This is a genomic window from Anoxybacillus sp. UARK-01 (genome assembly GCF_002075365.1).
GTDB classification, from domain to species: Bacteria; Bacillota; Bacilli; order Bacillales; family Anoxybacillaceae; genus Anoxybacteroides; species Anoxybacteroides rupiense.
On sequence record NZ_NASY01000031.1, the window covers coordinates 13688 to 35132 of the forward strand.

Below are 21445 nucleotides of genomic sequence, written 5' to 3' on the forward strand. Positions count from 1 at the left end.
TGGAACGAAGGAGGGGAACTGGGTGCGGCTATTAATCGTAGAAGACAATGTGGATTTATTGCAATCGATTATTCAAATTTTAAATGATGAGTTTACAGTAGACAGTGCGACAAACGGCGAGGAAGGGCTATTTTTGGCACGGCAAAATATTTATGATGCAATCATATTGGATGTAATGCTTCCTGAAATCGACGGCTTTGCGATTGTTCAGAAAATGAGAGCAGAAGAGATTCAAACGCCAGTTCTATTTTTAACGGCAAAAGATTCGCTTGAGGACCGGGTAAAGGGACTTGATTTTGGCGGGGATGATTACTTGGTAAAGCCGTTTCAGGCTGCGGAGCTACAGGCGCGCCTGCGTGCTTTATTAAGGAGAAGCGGCAGCTTAACGACGAATCAAACCCTTCGCTATCGCGGGATTGAATTGCTAGGAAAAGAAAAGGATATTAAAGTCGATGATCATTTCATTCGCTTGACTGCGAAGCAATATGAGTTGCTGGAATATCTGATCAATAATAAAGGAACGATTTTAACGAAAGAACAAATTTATGATCGTGTATGGGGATTTGATTCAGATACGACGATTGCGATTGTCGAGGTATTTATTCATCATTTGCGCAAAAAACTGGAGCCGTTTGGCTATCATACAGATATTAAAACGATTCGCGGCGTGGGATACATGCTTGCGGAATCATAGGAGAGACCTCTATGTTTCGACGTACCCATATTCGACTGACGATTTTAAACTCATTTGTTTTTTTCATTCTTATTAGCATGCTTGGTGTTTTTTTATATTCGTATCTGCAAACGCGCTTATATAAAGATGTGGATGAGACCATTATTCGTGCGATGGAGCGAGTTCAATATGGGGAGGCGGGAGAAAGAATCGCTCCGCTGCGGGATCCTCGCCTTTTTATTATTGCTTGGAACGAACAAGGAAAAATCATTGATCCGAATGCGAACACAACATTGTTTCAACAGAACGAGCTCACCATTTATCCCCAACAGTTAAATGAGCTATATGATATCCAAATTGACCATTTATATTTTCGAACAATGGCTGTCTCTATAGATACGGCGTTTGGTAAAATAACTGTGCAAATATTGCGGAATATCAATTCGGAAAAAGAAATTTTAAATCGTCTGTTGCTGCTGATGATAGCAGGAGGCGGCGTCGCTCTTCTTTGCTCGGTGGCGGCGGGATATTTTCTTGCTGAACGAGCGCTGGTGCCCATTAAAAGCGCTTGGCAAAAGCAGCAGCAGTTTGTTTCCGATGCCTCTCATGAGCTTAGAACACCTTTAGCGGTTATACAGGCGAAAACGGATTTATTGTTTCGCTCTCCTTCGGCGACCATCGAAGAAAAAATTGTCGATATCTCCGTCATTGCTAAAGAATGCAGACGTCTTTCTAAGCTGGTAGCGAATTTATTAACATTGGCCCGTTCGGATTCAAATCAGATCGAGATGAAAAAGGAGCCATTTCGAATCGATGAGTTGCTGCGGGAAATTGTCAATCATTATGATGAAATTGCTTCCTATCAGCAAAAAGAAATGACGCTAGATAGTGAACCTTCTCTTTTATTTGCGGGAGATAGAGAAAGGATTCATCAGCTGATTGTGATTTTATTAGATAATGCCATGAAATATACAAAGGAAGGAGGAAAAATCCATCTTTCCTGCCATCAAAGCGCATCTTCTATTATACTAAAAGTACAGGATAATGGAATCGGTATTGCAGAAGAGGACATTCCGAAAATTTTTGATCGCTTCTACCAAAGCGATAAAGCTCGCGCCGCATCAGATGGAGCAGGTTTGGGGCTTTCCATTGCGAAATGGATTATCGACCAGCATTATGGGAAGGTGAAAGTGAAAAGTAAGCTAGGTGAAGGGACCTGTTTTGAAATTACCTTTCCTAAAAATCAAAAAATTTAACAGATCCACCGAGAAATCTCCCACCTTCCCATTGCCAAATCAAGCGAATTAATTCGTTTGGGAAGTATCCAGTTTTTGAATCGTCTCTAGCATTGCAAAAATAGGTTCCAACACTTCTTGGTTACGCGGTGTCTGGATATTAACAATCATTGGAACGTTTCCTTTGATCCAAAGCACATTTACGGCCGTATCGTTTGTATAAGCTTTGTACCAGACCGCTTGATGAAGCATTCCTTGCAGGTTATTGGTTTCTTGCTGGACAGCGTCGGAGGTTACTGCCTTGGCTTGATCTTCGACCATTTTGGCATAGTCCGTTTCGTTGTCGTCTGGCTGCACTAGGCGGATTCTGACAAATGAACGATCTTTTAGGAGAACATCAGAATTTGGTTCTTCTGCTTCAAGCTTCCAGTTCCCTAAAACATAAAGAGAGAAGGATTGGTTTTCACTTGTTTCTAATTTTCCTGTTTCTTCATATGTTTTTCCATCTTTAGTATAAGATAGCTTTTTCTTAGTGGGAGGTTTGGCCTCTGTTTGAGATGCATTGTCCGTATTCGGGCTGTCAGTGCCTATGTTATGATGATCTGTCGAATTGTTATTATTCGTGCTGACGCTGCTGTCTTTGTTGCTGTTGTCTGTGCTACTGTTGTCTTGAGTGCTGGCAGTGTTAGCGTTTGGAGTTGTTGCCGTTTTTTCAGTTTCCTGCTTTGTGCCACAACCAGCTAGAAGAACAGTTCCTGCTACAAACAGTGTCAATATTTTGTATAGTGATTTCATAAAAAGCCCTCCTTAAATAAATGGAAGAATATCATTATTATATCATATGAAGAGTACGAATTATCCATTATTTTACTAAAAATGTGCCGCAATATGCGAAATAGAGGCTTTCTGCCTATTTTTTTACTATAACCTTTTAACATCATTCATCGAGAAGCTCCTCATCTCTTAACGAAGTGTAGGTGGAGGGGGAGCTAGAAAATGGATGAAAATAGAAGTTCAAATGACGCTTATTACCTTAACGCTAGTCGCTTTCTGAAAAATGGATAGAAAATCATTTAGAATCAAACTACTTTGTTGCTTGTTCTCCCACAAGCAGGGCATGGATATTCTTGATTTTGAATGAATCCTGTGAAAAGGATGGATTATTCATCATTCTATCACAATCATAAGCTACATGGCATGATTGTATTTATATGATAGAATTTGGCCGGTTTTGCGATGGTCTGGGCGCGGGCGGTCGAGCAGCGCTGCTTTCAGATCTTTATCTTACCTTCTTGGGACGAAAAGGCAAGTCGTAGATTTGTCTCCGACCATCGAAGAAAATAGAGTTCTGCTTTTGGATGGGCCGTCTATTCCCTTTTTTCGCGGGGCCTCGATCATTCGCAAATGGGGCCAATTGCTAAAGTCATTCATCACTTATATAGAAAAGCTAATGTTTTAACATATAGCGGTTAATAGGCCGGCCGACTCCGCCATATTGAATATCGATTTGCACTTTTTGCTGCTTTTCTAGATATTCCAAATAACGTCGGGCAGTGACGCGGGCAATTCCGACTCCCTCAGCCACCTCTTCTGCTGAAACAGGAATTGCCTGTTGCTGAAGGTAATTGATGATTTTTTGAAGTGTAATCTCATTCAATCCTTTTGGAAGTCCGCCGTTTCTTTCGATCTGCGGCATTTGCAAAAGCCCGTCCAATTCTTGCTGTGTTAATGTGGTTTTAATAGTCAGCTTTTGTCGGAAAGTATGATAATTTTCTAATGCCTGTTTTAATCGTTCAAATTTGAATGGCTTCATAATATAATCAAATGCGCCGTTTTGCAGTACACGTCTTACCGTCTCTATATCGCTGGCAGCGGTAATGGCAATGACATCAACGGCGTGCCCCTCTGTTCGAATCTGCTGCAATGTTTCCAGTCCATCTTGGTGCGGCATATAAATATCAACGATGACTAAATCAGGATGAAGACGGCGCACCATTTCGATTCCTTGGATTCCATTCGAGGATATACCGATCACTTTAAAGTGCGGAACTTGCTCAATAAATTGCCGATTGACTTCTTGCACCATCGGGTCATCTTCGATTAATAGCACTTTGTACATTCTTTATTTTCCCCTTTTCTTACATGTCGAATGTAATAGTAAAAATGGTTCCCTTGCCCATCTCTGATTCCACATGGATTTTTCCGTTCCCTTTCTTGACGATTTGTTGAAGGAGATATAAGCCGATGCCCCGGTTCTTTTTATCCTTTGTTGAAAATCCTTCATCAAAAATATAAGGGAGATGGCGCTGATCGATACCGCAACCGTTATCCTCTACTGAAAGGCATAAGAGTTCATCATTCTGTTCAATGCTAATATAAATTTCTTTCTTTCGCTCAATCATCGTTTGAAAAGAGTCGAAGGCGTTTTCGATTAAATTTCCAAGAATGATCACGAAATCATGATGGTCTAACGCACTTGGGAGTTTTTTGAGCTGACTATGGCGGTCGATGATGACTTGAATGCCGAGCTCTTTTCCGCGGCGGATTTTGCTAAGCAGCAGTCCGGAAATACTATCATCTTTAATCTTTTGGCTTAAAAATTTAGTCAGTTCGGCCTGTTCTTCAGTTATCTTAAATACGTATTCAAGCGCTTTTTCTTTATGGCCGAGCTGAATAAGGCCAGCAATGGTATGAAGCTTATTCATATATTCGTGATTTTGAACCCGCAAGGCGCTGACGAAGGCTTTCACTCCTGTCAATTCCTCCGCCAGCTTTTTGACTTCTGTTTGATCTTGAAAAATAGCGACGGCTCCGACAATTTGACCATTTACTTTAATAGGAATTCGGTTGCTTAAAATATTTAAATGCCGAATTTGCAGTTCTTTATTATAGATTGGCTCATTGATTTGCAGGATTTCCGGTAAGTGTGTATCGGGAAGGATCAAACGAATCGGTTTGCCAATGACATCTTCATAAATTCCTAACATTTGTTTCGCTTTGTCGTTAAAAATCGTAATTTTTTCATCTTTATCAATGGCAATAACCCCTTCATGCATCGCATTAAATGTCTCTGTTCGCTCAACAAGCAGCTTCGCAATTTCATGCGGCTCCAGTTGAAACATTTGCCGCTTAATATGAGAAGCAAGCAGCCAAGATCCGATTCCCCCAAACAATAAAGAAAGGCCAGCGGTAAGCAAAATTTCTATTTTTAAGGATAATAATGCTTCTAGGACGCTCGGAAGCTGATAAGCGGCGATAACGACGCCAATCTGCTGGTGATCGTTGTTCATAATCGGAACAAATGCGCGAATAACCGTGCCAATTTCACCGCGAGCTTTAGATGTGTATGTATGTTCAGCGAAGGCAGGGCCTTCATCTTTTCCAAATGACGGCTTGCCGATCATTTCTTGCACAGGATGGGATAATCGAATGCGATGTTGATCTAATACGACGATATAGGTCGCTCCATGAATAATTCGTAAACGTTCCACCACAGCATTAATAGAGTGTCGCCCAGCTGGTGTTCCTATTATATTTTGCTTGATCTCTGGAAGTTCAGAGACCGTGCGCGCAGTTAAAAGAGCGCGTTGTTTCAGCTCTTCTTCCTTTGTGTGAACGAAATTTCCAACAATCACAATGCCGCCTAACAGTAAAGAGAAGCTCACAATAAAAAAGATAAGGGCTGTAATTTTCCAACGAATCGATAGTCTTTTCATCTGTCAACTCCTTCTGAGAAAGACAAAGCATGCCAGTTGTTTTGCCTGTTGCCTCTCTGTTTTTTGGCCGTGAGAGGTAGCAGAAAAAACAGGAGAAAGATTGAAGCGATGGGTTCCCAAAACAGATCCTCCATTGTGTCTTGATCATAAAGCATAAAACTTTTCTTCTATCTATTTTATCATTTCTCTCTGTATATGTTAGAATTTTCTCAAAGCAGAAAACAGGTGGCGGGAGAGAAGCATGAGAAGAAAATGGATGATCACCGGCTTATTGGCTATTTTAGCTGCTGTAATCGTATGGATGATACAAATTCAAAAGCCGGAGCAGCTTGTTTATGATGATGAACAGCAAGGGTTAAACAAGCAAATTGTGATTTATTTTAGCCACGTTGTAGCTGAAAATACACCAAAAGGATTAGCAGCGCAGAAATTCGCTCAATTGGTGGAGAAGAAGACAAATGGCCGGGTGAAGGTAGAAGTATTTCCAAATGGATCTTTATACTCAGACGGGGAAGAAATCGATGCCTTATTGCGCGGTGATGTGCAAATGATTGCGCCATCGTTGTCAAAAGTCACACAGTTGATTCCAGAGTGGCAGGTTCTGGATTTGCCGTTTATTTTTAAAGATTATAGCGATGTCGAAAGAGTATTTACAGGAGAGGCCGGAAAGCAATTATTAGCGATGCTTGACCGCGAAGGGATGAAAGGGCTTGCGTTATGGAGCAATGGTTTTAAACAGATGATGAGCAATCGCCGGCTATTGATTGAACCAAACGATTTTTCAGGATTAAGGTTTCGGGTGATGCCGAGTGAAGTCATTAGCAAACAGTTTCAGATTTTAGGTGCCAATCCGATCGTGGTTTCTTTTGACCATGTTTATGAATCGTTAGAGAAGCATGAATTTGATGGACAAGAAAATACGATCTCCAATATTTATTCAAAAGGGTTTTATCAATTTCAACCATACTTAACAATCAGTAATCATGGCTATCTTGGCTATGCTGTTATAGTCAACGGAAGATTCTGGGGTAGTTTACCAAAAGATATTCAAGAAAAAATTACCGAAGCCATGCAGGAGACGACGAGATGGAATTTACAGCAGTCTAAACAACAAAATCAAGAAGAATTGGAACGAATGAAACAAAATCAGCAAATGCATATTTATGAACTTACAGAAACAGAAAGAGAAAAATGGAAGCAGTCATTTAGATCATTATATAAAGAATTTCAGAGAGAATTTGGCGACGACCTTTTGCGGAAGATTCAGCACTGAGCCCCATTGGCTCAGTATTTTTTATGGATTTGGTTTGAAGAACAAAATGAACAAAATGAACAATATTAACATAATATTCATACTTTTTTGTTATTTGTTAAGATAAAGGAAATGATAAATGAAAGCGTTGTCAAATAGAGGAGGACAGAAGGATGAGGATTCATTTTAAAAATTTAACGGTTCAGGTGCTCACGGGAATTGTACTTGGTATTTTGGTAGGTTTTTTATTTCCTGATTTTGGAACGCAGCTAAAGGTGCTAGCCGATGGGTTTATTAAGTTAATTAAAATGCTGATCGCACCCATTATTTTCTTTACTGTTGTCATCGGTATTGGAAACATGGGGGATTTGAAAAAGGTAGGACGAATTGGCGGTAAAGCGCTCATTTATTTTGAAATTGTGACGACGTTTGCTTTAGCTATCGGGATCATCGTTGTCAATCTTATCAAGCCTGGTGCAGGAGTGAATATAGACGCGATAAAGGGGGGCGATGTTTCCCAGTATACGAAGCAGGCAGAAGCAACGGACCACGGGATTGTCGAGTTTTTATTAAGTATTATTCCTGATAATGTGGTTGGAGCGATGGCGAAGGGAGACCTGCTTCCGATTCTTTTCTTTGCTGTACTGTTTGGATTAGCGACAGCGGCAATGGGAGAAAAAGCAAAGCCAGTAGTAGATTTATTTGAAAGATTAGCTGATATTTTCTTCCGTATTGTTAACATGGTAATGAAAGTATCTCCTCTTGCGGCTTTTGGCGCTATGGCTTATACGATCGGTACATTTGGATTAAGCTCTTTAGTGGCCCTTGGAAAGCTAATGGGATCTGTTTATATGACAATGTTTTTATTTATCGTGCTTGTGCTGGGGGCGATTGCTAAATTTTATCGATTTAGCATTTTTAAATTTATTGCATACATTAAAGACGAAATTTTGCTTGTGCTCGGGACATCTTCTTCAGAGTCAGCCTTGCCAAAAATGATGGAAAAACTCGAAAAGTATGGGTGTTCTAAATCGGTCGTTGGTCTTGTGGTTCCGACAGGATATTCTTTCAATTTAGATGGAACATCGATTTATCTTTCCATGGCGGCCATGTTTATTGCGCAAGCGTACGGGATTGATCTGACCATATGGCAAGAACTCACATTGTTAGGTGTGTTAATGCTGACTTCGAAAGGAGCGGCAGGAGTAACGGGATCAGGGTTTATTACGCTGGCGGCAACGCTCACAGCATTTCCGATGATTCCAGTAGAGGGAATTGCATTGCTTCTTGGAGTGGATCGCTTTATGTCGGAAGCGCGCGCTATCACGAATCTCATCGGAAACGGGGTAGCTACAGTTGTTGTTTCAAAAATGGAAAAGGAATTTCATACTGAGGGCAATCCTGAGATGAATCAAAAGATGACCATCGCCCAGTAATGGACGGTGGAGGATGACAGAAAAGAACCATGGAACATAGCCATCGCAAGAGTTTCAGCAAATGAATTCTTGGACATGCTGACTGTATTGCTTTTGAAAGAGCATGGTTCAGCATGAACCAATATCTTCAGAAAAATCGGCGGCCGAAGGCAAAGAAGTAGATTTTCCTTCAGCCGTCATTACACTATATAGGCTCCATGCTCATACAAAAAAGTAAAAAAGGAAGTGTATGTTTTTTTATTCAAAATAGGTTGACAATGGCATTTATTGTTTGTATAATAAATCTCGAATTAAAAATTTATTAGATCAAAATTTATTATCTCGATTTCGAGATTTTTGACTTTTGGGAGGATGTGAGCTAGGTTGATTCAAATATATCCGGCAGATGAAAGATATCATGCCACTCATGGTTGGTTAGATACGTACTTTAGTTTTTCTTTTGCTGAGTATTTTGACCCCACTAACGTAAATTTTGGCCCCTTGCGTGTATTAAATGATGATGTGATCAAACCACTTCGTGGATTTGGTGCACATCCCCATCAGGAGATGGAGATTGTGTCGATTGTGCTTAGCGGTCAGCTGAAGCATAAAGATAGTTTAGGCAATGAAGCCATTACTACATTTGGCGGCATTCAGCGAATGTCGGCAGGAACTGGAATTGTTCATTCTGAAGTGAATCCATCAGCGACAGAGGATGTGAATTTGCTGCAGCTTTGGTTTTTGCCAGAACGTCGCGGCCTTGCTCCGTCTTATGAGAAAACCGACTTTGATATAAGCCAATTGAAAAACCAATGGCTTCCTGTTGTAGCGAAAAACCCACAATCTCCTAATGTGGCGCACATTCATCAGGATTTAACCATCTATTTGTCAGATATCGAAGCGGGAAATGAGATCATATTTGAGCAGGAGGGCGGCCGTCGCATTTTCCTGTTTGTGATTGATGGAGAATTGAAAGTTAACGAGGAAGTTAATCTATATAAACGAGATTCTGCACGAATGGCTCAAACCCCTCAATTAAAAATAGCCGCTGAGACCGATACGCGGGTAATGCTCATTGATCTGCCTTAAAAGGCGGAATGAGATTATATATTTATAAAGGAGAGAATGGATATGACCAATGTCAACTTAGCGATCATCTATTACAGTTCTACCGGAACCAATTACAAATTAGCGAAATGGGCAGAAGAAGCAGCGAAAGACGCAGGGGCAGACGTAAAGGTATTAAAAGTTCCTGAGCTTGCTCCAGCGGCAGCCATTGAATCTAACCCTGCTTGGAAGGCACATGTGGAAGCAACAAAAGATGTTCCAACGGTTACGCTAGATGACTTGGAATGGGCAGATGCGATTATTTTCAGCGTACCAACCCGATTTGGCAATGTTCCAGGGCAGCTTAAACAATTTTTAGACACAACAGGGGGGCTTTGGTTCCAAGGGAAGCTTGTCAACAAAGTGGTAAGTGCTATGTCAAGCGCTCAAAATCCTCATGGTGGTCAAGAGCAAACCATTTTGCAATTGTACACAACGATGTATCATTGGGGGGCCATTGTGGCAGCGCCAGGATATACCGATCCGGCGATTTTTGCTGGCGGAGGAAATCCGTATGGTACAAGTGTAACAGTAGATCAAAACGGCAATATTGCTGAAGATGCTGAGGCGGCTGTCAAACATCAAGCAAAACGCACGGTGCAAGTCGCCCAATGGGTGAAAAACGGTTTACAAAAATAAAAAATTCATGAGATCAGATGAAACCGGCTTCTAACATCGCCACAGGACGATAAGAAGCCGGTTTTTTGATCAAGCATATCTTTTGCCTTTTAAAAGCAAAAAAAGCGATAATGAAAACATAAAAATTGGAAGGAGGAGAAGCAATGAACAGCTTACATGATGGAGCGATCTTACATAATGGTGTCAAAATGCCGTGGCTTGGATTTGGTGTTTGGAAAGTAAAGGATGGCGAGGAAGTAGTTCAAGCGGTGAAAACAGCGATTGAAGTAGGATACCGTCATATTGATACAGCCGCAGTCTATAAAAATGAACAAGGAGTCGGCCAGGCTATAAAGGAATCTGGCGTGCCGCGCCAAGAGCTTTTTGTTACTACAAAAGTGTGGAATTCAGATCAAGGATATGATACTACATTAAAAGCGTTTGAGGACAGTTTGCAAAAGCTTGGTCTTGATTATGTGGACCTTTATTTGGTTCATTGGCCTGTAAAAGGGAAGTATAAGGATACGTATCGTGCGCTTGAACAGCTATACAAAGATGGCCGCGTGCGCGCTATTGGAGTATGTAATTTTCAGATTCATCATTTAGAAGATTTGCTTGCGGATTGTCAAATTAAGCCAATGGTAAACCAAGTGGAGTATCATCCGCGCCTTACTCAAGAAGAGCTTCGATCCTTCTGCAAACAGCATGGAATTCAGTTGGAGGCTTGGTCGCCGCTTATGCAAGGGGAATTGCTTCATGATTCCACTTTAATTGAAATCGGAAAGAAATATGGAAAATCACCGGCACAAGTGATTCTTCGCTGGGATTTGCAAAACGAAGTGGTGACTATTCCAAAATCAGTCACTCCACATCGTATTAAAGAAAATGCAAACATTTTTGATTTTGAATTAACGGCAGAGGACATGGAGAAAATTAATTCCCTCAATAAAAATGAGCGGATCGGTCCCGATCCAGATAATTTTAATTTTTAACATATTCACTAAGAAGTTTCGCACCTTATAAAGTGGAGTTGGGAGAGATTCATGTATCCTTTCATCTCTAAGACGTCGTACTGTGAGAAAAAAGGTTGCTTGCTGTAAAAAGGTGTCATAAGAGAAGGTTTTCAGGTTGTAGTCAAAGTGAACATGGATTTTGGCTACAACCATTTTAATAGCCTCCATTTGTAGCGATGCTTCCACATCAAACTGGCTTGAAAACACAAATAAAGAATGCAGCTGGGAGGTGCAAATCGCACGAAAGAAGCTCATAAGCGGAAGAGCGATCGCCATTGATGGAGGATAAAAATGTTTATCATCAATTTAAGGCTTCATGATGGAAGCCTTTTTAATTTTATAGGGGGGAGAAGCTTCTTGTTCTGAAACCCAACGATGAAATAGAACAAGAGCTACGTCTATATATACATGACTTCGGCATTGGCTCCATTTGCGAATCATGGAGATCCAATAAAACGAAAAGATCGAAAGGTTCCCTCAATTTGATATGGCGAAAACACGGCTGAAGGGGAGAAGAGAATAAGCTATGAGCATGATAAAAAAGATGGAGCGAATCATCTTGAAAAAGCGGACAAGAATAAAAAGGAATTTGTATATGTATTCATTTTTTCCATACTAAAGGGTAAAGAGGACTTTGTTTGACGAAAAAATGCGAGGTACAGTAAAATATTAAATAGTATAACATGTTTTTCATGATGTTATGCGACCATTAACGGAGGGTTTATGAATGTTTTTTCATCCGATGGATTTTTTAATTATGATTGCATTTGGCATTTCTCTGTGGGCGCAATTTAAAGTTTCGGGAAACTTTGAAAGATGGTCAAGAGTATTAGCTTCTTCCGGATTAACGGGAGCGGAAGTGGCCAGAATGATTTTAGACCGCAATGGTCTTTATCAGGTGCCTGTTGAGCCAGTTCGAGGAAGATTAACGGACCATTATGATCCGATTTCCCGTGCTGTTCGCCTATCAGAACCAGTATATTACGGACGTTCCATCGCCGCCGTTTCTGTGGCAGCGCATGAGGTCGGCCATGCTGTCCAGCATAAGCAATCATATGGAGCGCTAGTGCTTCGCCACCGCATGTTCCCGATTGTTAATTTCACATCTGGAGCCGCTCCGTTCTTATTAATAGCGGGATTTCTTTTTAAGCAGCTTTCCCTTATTGGACTAGGCATTATTTTCTTTTCCTTTGCCGTAGCGTTTCAACTCGTCACGCTGCCCGTTGAATTTAATGCAAGCTCAAGAGCGAAGAAATTTATGCTTGCTGAAGGAATTATCCAGCGTGAAGAGGAGCGTGGAGTGAACAAGGTGCTGGGGGCAGCCGCTTTGACTTATGTGGCCGCTGCGCTTATTTCGGTGCTTGAGCTGTTGAAATATATACTTATCTTTACCCAAAGCAATAACGATGAAGAGTAACATACAATTCGTTTTGTAGGAGGTGTAATCCGCACACGGTCAACGTGTGCGGAAACTAATTGGACATATTTAATTTAGTGATAGTGGCTTTATTAATTGCGATTACCGGCTTTTTCGTTGCCTCGGAATTCGCTATCGTCAAGGTGCGGACATCAAGAATCGATCAATTGATTAGCGAAGGAAATAAACGTGCGATTGCCGCGAAAAATGTTATTTCAAATTTGGATGAGTATTTATCAGCTAACCAGCTTGGGATTACGATTACATCGTTAGGATTAGGTTGGCTAGGGGAGCCGACTGTTGAGCGAATGCTCCTGCCGGTGTTTGAAGGATTGGATTTATCCGAATCTCTCTCGCATGTTTTGTCTTTTATTATTGCCTTTGCTAGCATTACGTTTTTGCATGTGGTTGTTGGTGAACTGGCGCCGAAGACATTCGCAATTCAAAAAGCTGAAGCTATTACATTATTTACAGCAAAGCCGCTTATTTTGTTTTATAAGCTCATGTATCCATTTATTTGGACACTGAATACATCTGCACGCCTTGTAACCAATTTGTTTGGCTTGAAGCCTGCGTCAGAGCATGAGCTTGCGCATTCTGAAGAGGAATTGCGGCTTATTTTATCAGAGAGCTATAAAAGCGGGGAAATTAACCAGTCGGAATATAAATACGTGAATAACATTTTCCGTTTTGATGACCGGGTGGCAAAGGAGATCATGGTACCGCGCAAAGAGATTGTAGCTCTTGATATCAATCATTCGATTCAAGAAAATCTAGAGATCATTAAAGAAGAAAAGTATACACGTTATCCGGTGATTGATGGAGATAAAGATCACGTTCTCGGTTTAATTAATGTAAAGGAAGTATTTACAGATCTCGTCGCTAATCGCTCACAAACGAAGGAGCTAAAGGATTATATTCGTCCAATCATTCAAGTGATTGAATCGATTGCCATTCATGATTTGCTTGTAAAAATGCAAAAAGAACGTATTCACATGGCGATTTTAGTGGACGAATATGGCGGAACGTCAGGACTTGTTACGGTTGAAGATATCTTGGAGGAAATTGTTGGTGAAATTCAAGATGAGTTTGACGTTGATGAGCTTCCGTTAATCCAAAAAATTGATGATCTGCATACAGTGGTTGATGGAAAAGTGTTGATTAGCGAGGTCAATGATTTATTTGGTCTGTCAATTGATGATAGTGACGTTGATACGATCGGCGGCTGGATTTTAACAGAACACTATGATATCAAAGAAGGCGACAGCATCGAGGTGGATCATTACTGGTTGAAGGTGCTGGAGATGGATGGTCATCATGTAAAAACGATTGAAGTCACGAGAAAGGAAGCTCAAGAGGAAGATCATTCGCTACATGGTGATGGAGAGGCCCAATTTCATTATTGATAGCAAAGTGTACAAAGCTAAGCTGTAGACAAAGTCCATTTGGACTTTGTCTACAGCTATTTTCATCCTCATCTATGGATGGCGATTGAAGAAAAACGCTTGCAGACGATCAATGCAGCCGAGCGAGACTAATGGTGCATGATAAAAGCGTCTGCAAGGCAAGCTTTATGACCAGAGGGTATTAGGCAGCCATTTATCATTGCAAGGAGCTACGCAGCGAATGAATTCATTGGTAAAAGGGTGCGGGAAATCGAGCTTGAATGCATGAAGCGCCTGTCTTGACAATGGTTGGGCGCTTCCCCCATATAAAAGATCGCCGACTAAAGGATGACCAATATAGCTCATATGCACGCGGATTTGATGTGTGCGTCCTGTCTCTAACGTAAGTTCGACCAATGAAGTTTGCTTTTTAAAGTCCGTATCGAGAACCCGATAATGGGTTACAGCGGCCAGGCCGGTTTTTGATACCCTTCGCCTTGTCGGATGATGGCGATCCCGTCCGATTGGTGCGTCAATGCTTCCGCTTTTCTCCTTTAAAATTCCATGAACAAGAGCTACATAGGTTCGTTTGATTTGCCGCTGTTCCAGCATACGGTCCAATATGGCACCTGCCAAAGCGTGTTTAGCAAATAAAATAGCTCCTGATGTATCCCGATCCAAGCGATGGATATGCCGAACCTTTGTAAAAATCCCCTTTGTTTGAAAATAGGCTGCTACAATGTTGGATAATGTGTTTGTTTGATTGGGAGAGGTTGGATGGACCTCCATTCCAGCAGCCTTATTTACGACGATAAGATGCTCGTCTTCCCACAAAATATCAAGCTCCTGATAGTTTGGTAAAATGTCGGACGTCTCAGGTTTATACACCCATATCTGGAATCGGTCGTTTTTTTGCAGGCGGGTTTGCCAAGACACTGTTTCTCCGTTTACTCTCACTCCTTTTTCCATTCGGAGTTGATGAAGCCATTTTTTTGGTGAATTCCACATGGTCCTTAATAAAGATTCGATCGTTTGTCCGTGCCAGTCGGACGGTACAGTAAATTCTAGCCATTCTCCTTTGCGAATTGTTAGCACATTTTTCACCTTCATTTTCTATCATTTATAAACTGAATAAGTAGTGCAGAGAGATAGCCAACAGCGTGCGCCCCGTTTTGGCCTATTACGCTCTAAATTCAACAAGAGTTAGGCGATTGGGACAAACCATATAGCTTTTAGAACATTCCTTATTTGGTCGCCTGACCGTCAAAAACGGATCGTCCTCCCAAGGGATCGAGTTATATCGATCATTTTTACATGTAACGTCCACTACCGCTAATAGAGTCATGAAACAATAGCAGTAAGAAACCGATGGGAGATTCTTGCATTGTGGAAATAATTTCTTTCACTATTGATTCAGTATGTATGATACACTCATAGTATCGTTGAACGATCTGAACATGCAAGAGTAGAATGTAGTAGAAAAAGGTGGTATGTAGCATTGAAGGTAGTGAATGCAGCGACAAAAGAGCATGAGGAACATATCGGCGATTTAATTCATTGTTTTTATAGCGAAGTATTTCCGTGTTATTTTGACGATGAGCAGATTCAAAAATTTGAACAGTTGCAAATTCTCTCTATGGAAGGTTTGCGATATAACGGCACGATGAAAGAAGCATTCCAATTGATTTCGGCCTTGCAATCGCTCCTTACCGTCATTGAGTGCATTGAACATCATGGTATCCAAGAAGGATATCATCATTTATTTGCACGGAATGTTCAGTTGCTTGGGAAGTTTGGAATATCCTTTCCGTTTACTATTGACCAGTTCCGGAAAAAACGCCGCCGTATTTTTAGCATGTATTCGCGGCCGCAAAATGATTGGGTCATGTAAAAAGGACTCTTGCTGATGAGAGCCCTTTTTACTTAATCGATTCGAACCAATCGCGAAAAACGTTTTCCTCACGGTATCCGTCAATTCGCTTTACTTCTTTGCCATTTTCAAAGTGGACAATGGTCGGTGTCCCATCGATATGATACGTATCCCAGCCGTCTTCAAACTCAAGCAAATTGAACAATTTCAAGTCAATGCCCATTTTTTTGGCAAGTGGAACGACGATCGGTGTTGTTTTTTCGCAGTGTGGGCAAGTAGGACTATAGAAATATACTGTCACCGTTTCATGATTATCGAGCTTTTTAGCAAGCTCATCTGGTAGGATGAGGTTTTTGTAGTTTGGATCATCCAGCTGTTCAATGGTGGCGGGATCTAACTTTTCTTTTTTATAAGGATTGTCTTTTGCTTTTTCAGTTTGCTGATAAGACGTGATCCAAGAGATTGCTAAGAATAAAGCGAGGATAACGGTCCCGAAAATCAAGATTTTTTTCAATTGAAATTCCCTTCCTTCACTGTTCGGATGATGAACGTGCTTAGTAGACTAATGATGGAGAACGCTGTGAGCGCTAAAAATGGAATGGTGATAAAGCCTAACCAATTAATGTATTGGCCTGTGCATGGAACGCGGCCGCAAGTAATCGCATGCTCTTGGAGTAGAGGCACTTTTTGGATTAAGTAATGGTAAAGTGAAATCGTGCCGCCGATCACAGACAGCGCCAAGCTATATCGTGCCATGCTATATTCCTTGCGAATAGCTGCTAGTCCTAAAAGAATGACCTGCGGATACATAAAAATGCGCTGAAACCAGCAAAGATCACATGGTATGAATTTCATCACTTCCGAAAAATAAAGACTTCCTAATGTGGCGATTAGAGCAGTTCCCCATGCACCCAGCAATAAATTTTCTAGCATTTTTTCCTTTCGACTCATATCATGCTCCCTACTATCTTTTTTAATTTTTGCACGATGTGTGTGATGCCTATTACGGTTTGCCGTCTATGGCAAGCTTGAATCTTCCAATGATGGATTATCCATATAAACAGAAAGGCAGAAGAAGCGGACGACCGGAAGCAAGCGTGTGGACTTGCTTTCATCAGGGGCATATAACGCCATTGTTTGGCCGCCCGATCGTCGAAAATTAGCATGGCAAGCTGCATTCCATATACACGTGTGGCCGTGCATGCGATGGGATCTACCGTTATGTATTTTGAATAGTTTCATTATAGCGGAGGATAGGAAAAATGTAAAATTAGTAGGCACAGGTAGGATCTTGTAGTAAAATACATATATATGAAATCGTTTTCATATAGACATAGATGGGAGTGATGAGAATGGAGAAGAAGTGGTGGAAAGAGGCGGTTGTGTATCAAATTTATCCGCGCAGCTTTAAGGATGCTGACGGTGACGGAATTGGCGATCTTCGCGGGATTATTTCTAAGCTTGATTATTTAAAAGAACTCGGAATTGATGTGGTTTGGCTATCTCCTGTATATCAATCGCCTAATGATGATAATGGATATGATATTAGCGATTACCGAAATATTATGGATGAATTCGGAACGATGGAAGATTGGGAAGAAATGGTGTCAGAAATGCATAGGCGCGGTATTAAATTGGTGATGGATTTAGTGGTCAATCACACATCGGATGAACATCCATGGTTTATCGAATCGCGGAAATCAAAGGATAATGCCTATCGAGACTATTATATTTGGCGCCCGGGAAAGGAAGGGAAGGAACCAAACAATTGGGAGTCGTTTTTTAGCGGTTCGGCATGGGAGTATGATGAAGCAACTGGAGAGTATTATTTGCATTTGTTTTCAAAAAAGCAGCCAGATTTGAATTGGGAAAATCCAAATGTCCGGAAAGAAATTTATGAAATGATGCGGTTTTGGCTCGACAAAGGGGTCGATGGCTTTCGAATGGATGTTATCAATATGATTTCGAAAGTGCCCGAACTGCCGGATGGAGAAGTATACGATGGGAAGAAATATGCATCGGGCAGCCGATATTTTATGAATGGACCGCATGTGCATGAATTTTTGCAGGAAATGAATCGGGAGGTGTTATCCCATTACGATATTATGACGGTCGGCGAAACACCAGGTGTGACTCCAAAAGAAGGAATTTTATATACCGATCCGGCTCGATGCGAGCTAAATATGGTATTTCAATTTGAGCATGTTGATTTAGATTCTGGCCCTGGAGGAAAATGGGATATTCGGCCGTGGAAGTTGGCTGATTTGAAAAAAACAATGACAAAATGGCAGAAAGAGTTAGAAGGAAAAGGATGGAATAGCCTTTATTTAAATAACCACGATCAGCCCCGCGCCGTATCCCGTTTTGGAGATGATAAGCAATATCGCGTGGAGTCTGCCAAAATGCTGGCGACCTTTCTTCATATGATGCAGGGAACGCCGTATATTTATCAAGGGGAAGAACTTGGAATGACCAATGTCCGTTTTTCATCGATCGAAGACTACCGCGATATTGAAACACTTAATATGTATAAAGAATATGTTGAAAAGTACGGTGAGAACCCGCAAGCCGTGCTTGAAAAAATTTATTATAAAGGGCGTGACAATGCACGAACGCCGATGCAATGGGATGATAGCAAACACGCTGGTTTTACCGATGGAACGCCTTGGATTCAGGTCAATCCAAATTATAAAGAAATCAATGCAAAAGCGGCACTTCAAGATCCGGATTCGGTTTTTCATTATTACAAAAAACTGATACAGCTTCGCAAGCAGCATCCTGTTATTGTATATGGAACGTACCATTTAATTTTAGAAGACCATCCATTGATTTATGCTTATACGCGAGCCCTTGAAAACGAAAAATTGGTGGTGATCACGAACTTTTCGAACGAGACCCCTGTTTTTCGCCTGCCTGAGGATATTGTATATACTGCAAAAGAGCTGCTTATTCACAATTATCCTGTCGAGGAAAGCGAAGAGCTTCATGAAATTCGCTTGCGTCCATGGGAAGCACGCGTTTATAAAATACAATAAAAGGAAAACGGGCGGCCTGATGTACAGCGCCCGTTTTTATTTTGACGATGACGAGATAAAAATATGCAAACATTAAAAATGTTGATGATCCATTATTAACATGCGAAATGGCTAAGCACAACCCTTTCTAACTTTTCCCTAAACAAGAACGCCAGCGGCAAATTCATTTGTTGGCAAAGCATTCGTTGTTCAAGAACGATATCCTATAATCATGCTTAGTTCGCGACAAAAAACCGAGGGATTCAGTCTTTTTATTGGTGTTTATTGGATCATGAGCATACGTGTGCAAACATTATTTTCTATCTATATATCCGAACAAAGTGGTGACAATAATCGATGAAAGGAGAGGATGACATTGAATAACAACACTGTTGAAGGCATTATGACAAAAAATGTAGCGACAGTTTCTCCGAATCAAACGGTTCAAGAAGCCGCCGAGCTTATGAGCCAGAAAAATGTTGGCGCTCTTCCGGTTGTAGAAAACGGTCAAGTAAGAGGAATCATTACAGACCGTGATATTACATTGCGTACAACGGCAGATGGAAAAGGCGCTTCCATTCCGGTGTCCCAAGTAATGTCAACGAACCTTGTGACAGGAACGCCAAATATGAGCGTGGGAGAAGCTGCAAATGTGATGGCTCAGCATCAAATTCGCCGTTTGCCGATTGTTGAAAACAACCAGCTTCGCGGGATTGTGGCTCTAGGGGATATTGCTACTAATCAGCAGTATGACAATGCTGCAGAACAAGCCCTTACCAATATTTCTGAGCCTTCCCAGCCACAAGAATAACAAAAAGGATGCCTCTAATCAAGGGGCATCCTTTTTGTGCTAAATAAACATTTGCTTTTTTTTAGAACAGGAATATCGTATGATGGTGACGAATACAAAAGTAAGGGAATTTTGCAGGGAGGGATATGGCAATGAACTGGAAAAGCAAGTATGAGCAATGGATGACTTATGAGCATTTAGAAAAAGAGATAAAGCAGGAACTTCAGCAAAAAAGCAGGGATGAGAAATGGCTGGAGGATTGCTTTTATAAAAATTTGGAATTTGGCACGGGCGGGATGCGCGGAGAAATTGGCCCAGGGGTTAACCGTATGAACATATATACAGTTCGTAAAGCATCTGAAGGGTTAGCAAGATACATAGAGTCGTTCGGAGAAGAAGCGAAAAAAAGAGGGGTTGTTATCGCTTACGATTCTCGGCATAAATCGCCAGAATTTGCGATGCAAGCGGCGCGAACTTTGGCTACACATGGAATTCAAACATACGTATTCAATGAGCTCCGTCCGACACCAGAGCTTTCATTTGCCGTGCGCTATTTAAAGGCATTTTCAGGCATTGTGATTACTGCAAGCCATAACCCGCCAGAATACAATGGGTATAAGGTATATGGCCCTGATGGTGGACAGCTTCCGCCCGATGCCGCTGATCAAGTGATTCATTATGTGAATAAAGTGGAAAATGAATTAGCTCTCCATGTGGAAGAAGAAGCAGTATTAAAAGAAAAAGGACTTATTCAAATCATTGGAGAAGAGATCGATCAAGCCTATATCGATCAGATAAAGACAATTTCCCTTAATCCAGAGCTTCCTAAAGAAATTGATGTGAAAGTGGTCTTTACGCCGCTTCACGGCACAGCTAATAAGCCGTTGCGCCGCGCTCTTGAAGCGTTTGGTTATAAGCACGTTGCTGTGGTAAAAGAGCAGGAGCTTCCCGATCCGAATTTTTCAACTGTTTCTTCTCCAAACCCAGAGGAGCATGCAGCATTTGAACGGGCCATTCAACTCGGGAAAGAGATGGAAGCAGATTTGCTCATCGCTACAGACCCAGATGCGGATCGGCTTGGGATTGCCGTAAAAAACGAAACGGGTGAATATGTTGTATTAACAGGAAATCAAACAGGCGGTTTACTGCTTCATTATATTTTGTCGCAAAAAAAGAAAAAAGGAATCCTTCCTGAAAACGGAGTCGCTTTAAAAACGATTGTGACATCGGAATTTGGCCGCGATATTGCTGCATCATTTGGAATTGAAACAGTCGATACGTTAACAGGCTTTAAATTTATTGGGGAAAAAATTAAAGAGTATGAACAGACAAAGCAATATGTTTTTCTGTTTGGCTATGAGGAAAGCTACGGTTACTTAATTGGCGATTTCGCGCGCGATAAAGACGCGATTCAAGCAGCTGCATTGGCAGTTGAAGTATGCGCCTTCTATAAAAAGCAAGGGCTGTCTTTATATGATGCTTTAATGCAGTTATTTGAGCAGTATGGATATTATCGCGAAGGATTGGAATCGCTCACATTGAAAGGAAAAGAAGGGGCGGAGCAAATTCAAGCTCTGTTGGCTTCTTTCCGACAGCATCAGCCAACGGAGGTCGCTGGAAAGAAAATTGTGATGATCGAAGACTATGAAGCCCGTGAGCGCGTAGAAACAGCAACCGGAGAGGTCACGGCCATTACGCTGCCTAAATCTAATGTGTTAAAATACTATCTGGAGGATGGATCTTGGTTTTGCTTGCGCCCGTCAGGAACTGAGCCAAAGGCCAAAGTTTATTTTGGTGTGAAAGGCCGTTCGATGGATGATAGTGAACAGCGTTTACACGAATTGTCTGAAGCTGTTATGAAGCAGGTGCATGCTTATTTAAATGAATCCGCTAGCCGCTAAGCATGAAGTCTCGTATGTTTAAAAAAAAGGATATAGCAG

At 41.3% G+C, this 21445-nt stretch carries 19 protein-coding genes; 13 read left to right on the plus strand and 6 right to left on the minus strand.

Features of this window, described 5'->3' with window-relative positions; genetic code table 11:
• The first annotated feature begins 22 nt into the window (after window positions 1–22).
• Together B6A27_RS04545 and B6A27_RS04550 are read left to right on the plus strand one after the other, a co-directional pair.
• Entirely contained in the window at window positions 23–694 is a 672-nt protein-coding gene (locus B6A27_RS04545) for a response regulator transcription factor (protein WP_080860791.1), read from the plus strand.
• 11 nt (window positions 695–705) lie between these two features.
• Window positions 706–1929: a sensor histidine kinase gene (locus tag B6A27_RS04550; protein WP_066147898.1), complete on the plus strand. Its 1224-nt coding sequence runs from the start codon at window positions 706–708 to the stop codon at window positions 1927–1929.
• A gap of 48 nt (window positions 1930–1977) precedes the next feature.
• Here B6A27_RS04550 and B6A27_RS04555 read toward each other — a convergent pair whose 3' ends face one another.
• The 3 genes from B6A27_RS04555 to B6A27_RS04565 form a co-directional block, all read right to left on the minus strand.
• Window positions 1978–2703 carry a hypothetical protein gene (locus tag B6A27_RS04555; RefSeq protein ID WP_044745218.1) on the minus strand — a complete coding sequence of 242 codons (726 nt, stop codon included), beginning with the start codon at window positions 2701–2703 and terminating at the stop codon, window positions 1978–1980.
• Window positions 2704–3355: 652 nt separating this feature from the next.
• Window positions 3356–4027, minus strand: coding sequence for a response regulator (locus B6A27_RS04560; RefSeq protein ID WP_044745219.1), 672 nt, complete (start codon window positions 4025–4027; stop codon window positions 3356–3358).
• A gap of 19 nt (window positions 4028–4046) precedes the next feature.
• Window positions 4047–5624: an ATP-binding protein gene (locus B6A27_RS04565; protein ID WP_080860426.1), complete on the minus strand. Its 1578-nt coding sequence runs from the start codon at window positions 5622–5624 to the stop codon at window positions 4047–4049.
• A gap of 241 nt (window positions 5625–5865) precedes the next feature.
• Between B6A27_RS04565 and B6A27_RS04570 the strand changes: the two genes are divergently transcribed.
• The 7 genes from B6A27_RS04570 (at window position 5866) to B6A27_RS04600 (ending at window position 13852) form a co-directional block, all read left to right on the plus strand.
• Window positions 5866–6897 (plus strand): TRAP transporter substrate-binding protein, encoded by a 1032-nt coding sequence (locus tag B6A27_RS04570; RefSeq protein WP_080860427.1) that lies wholly within the window; start codon window positions 5866–5868, stop codon window positions 6895–6897.
• A 152-nt stretch (window positions 6898–7049) separates the two neighbouring features.
• On the plus strand, window positions 7050–8312 hold the full coding sequence (locus B6A27_RS04575) for a dicarboxylate/amino acid:cation symporter (protein ID WP_044745222.1): 1263 nt from the start codon (window positions 7050–7052) through the stop codon (window positions 8310–8312).
• 363 nt (window positions 8313–8675) lie between these two features.
• Window positions 8676–9380, plus strand: a complete 705-nt coding sequence (locus tag B6A27_RS04580; RefSeq protein WP_080860429.1) for a pirin family protein — start codon at window positions 8676–8678, stop codon at window positions 9378–9380.
• A 42-nt stretch (window positions 9381–9422) separates the two neighbouring features.
• Entirely contained in the window at window positions 9423–10037 is a 615-nt protein-coding gene (gene wrbA, locus B6A27_RS04585) for an NAD(P)H:quinone oxidoreductase (RefSeq protein ID WP_080860430.1), read from the plus strand.
• A gap of 143 nt (window positions 10038–10180) precedes the next feature.
• Window positions 10181–11008: an aldo/keto reductase gene (locus tag B6A27_RS04590; RefSeq protein ID WP_080860432.1), complete on the plus strand. Its 828-nt coding sequence runs from the start codon at window positions 10181–10183 to the stop codon at window positions 11006–11008.
• A 748-nt stretch (window positions 11009–11756) separates the two neighbouring features.
• A complete protein-coding gene (locus B6A27_RS04595; RefSeq protein WP_080860433.1) occupies window positions 11757–12446 on the plus strand; it encodes a zinc metallopeptidase in 690 nt (229 codons plus the stop codon).
• A gap of 59 nt (window positions 12447–12505) precedes the next feature.
• Window positions 12506–13852: a hemolysin family protein gene (locus B6A27_RS04600; protein ID WP_080860435.1), complete on the plus strand. Its 1347-nt coding sequence runs from the start codon at window positions 12506–12508 to the stop codon at window positions 13850–13852.
• 165 nt (window positions 13853–14017) lie between these two features.
• Here B6A27_RS04600 and B6A27_RS04605 read toward each other — a convergent pair whose 3' ends face one another.
• Window positions 14018–14941, minus strand: coding sequence for an RluA family pseudouridine synthase (locus tag B6A27_RS04605; protein ID WP_080860437.1), 924 nt, complete (start codon window positions 14939–14941; stop codon window positions 14018–14020).
• 397 nt (window positions 14942–15338) lie between these two features.
• Here B6A27_RS04605 and B6A27_RS04610 point away from each other — a divergent pair, with 397 nt between their 5' ends.
• Complete coding sequence (locus B6A27_RS04610) at window positions 15339–15722, plus strand: DUF5365 family protein (protein WP_369824143.1); 384 nt, start codon at window positions 15339–15341, stop codon at window positions 15720–15722.
• Between the two features lie 28 nt (window positions 15723–15750).
• Here the strand turns inward: B6A27_RS04610 and B6A27_RS04615 are convergent, their stop codons facing one another.
• Entirely contained in the window at window positions 15751–16215 is a 465-nt protein-coding gene (locus B6A27_RS04615) for a thioredoxin family protein (protein WP_066147924.1), read from the minus strand.
• Complete coding sequence (locus tag B6A27_RS04620; RefSeq protein ID WP_080860441.1) at window positions 16212–16652, minus strand: disulfide formation protein C; 441 nt, start codon at window positions 16650–16652, stop codon at window positions 16212–16214. The genes B6A27_RS04615 and B6A27_RS04620 overlap by 4 nt, the downstream gene beginning before the upstream one ends.
• Window positions 16653–17053: 401 nt before the next feature.
• Between B6A27_RS04620 and B6A27_RS04625 the strand changes: the two genes are divergently transcribed.
• The 3 genes from B6A27_RS04625 (at window position 17054) to B6A27_RS04635 (ending at window position 21406) form a co-directional block, all read left to right on the plus strand.
• Complete coding sequence (locus B6A27_RS04625) at window positions 17054–18736, plus strand: glycoside hydrolase family 13 protein (protein WP_080860442.1); 1683 nt, start codon at window positions 17054–17056, stop codon at window positions 18734–18736.
• A 349-nt stretch (window positions 18737–19085) separates the two neighbouring features.
• The gene (locus B6A27_RS04630; protein WP_044745572.1) at window positions 19086–19526 is read left to right on the plus strand and encodes a CBS domain-containing protein; all 441 of its coding nucleotides are present in this window, start codon (window positions 19086–19088) and stop codon (window positions 19524–19526) included.
• A 131-nt stretch (window positions 19527–19657) separates the two neighbouring features.
• Complete coding sequence (locus B6A27_RS04635; protein WP_080860444.1) at window positions 19658–21406, plus strand: phospho-sugar mutase; 1749 nt, start codon at window positions 19658–19660, stop codon at window positions 21404–21406.
• Window positions 21407–21445 lie beyond the last annotated feature (39 nt).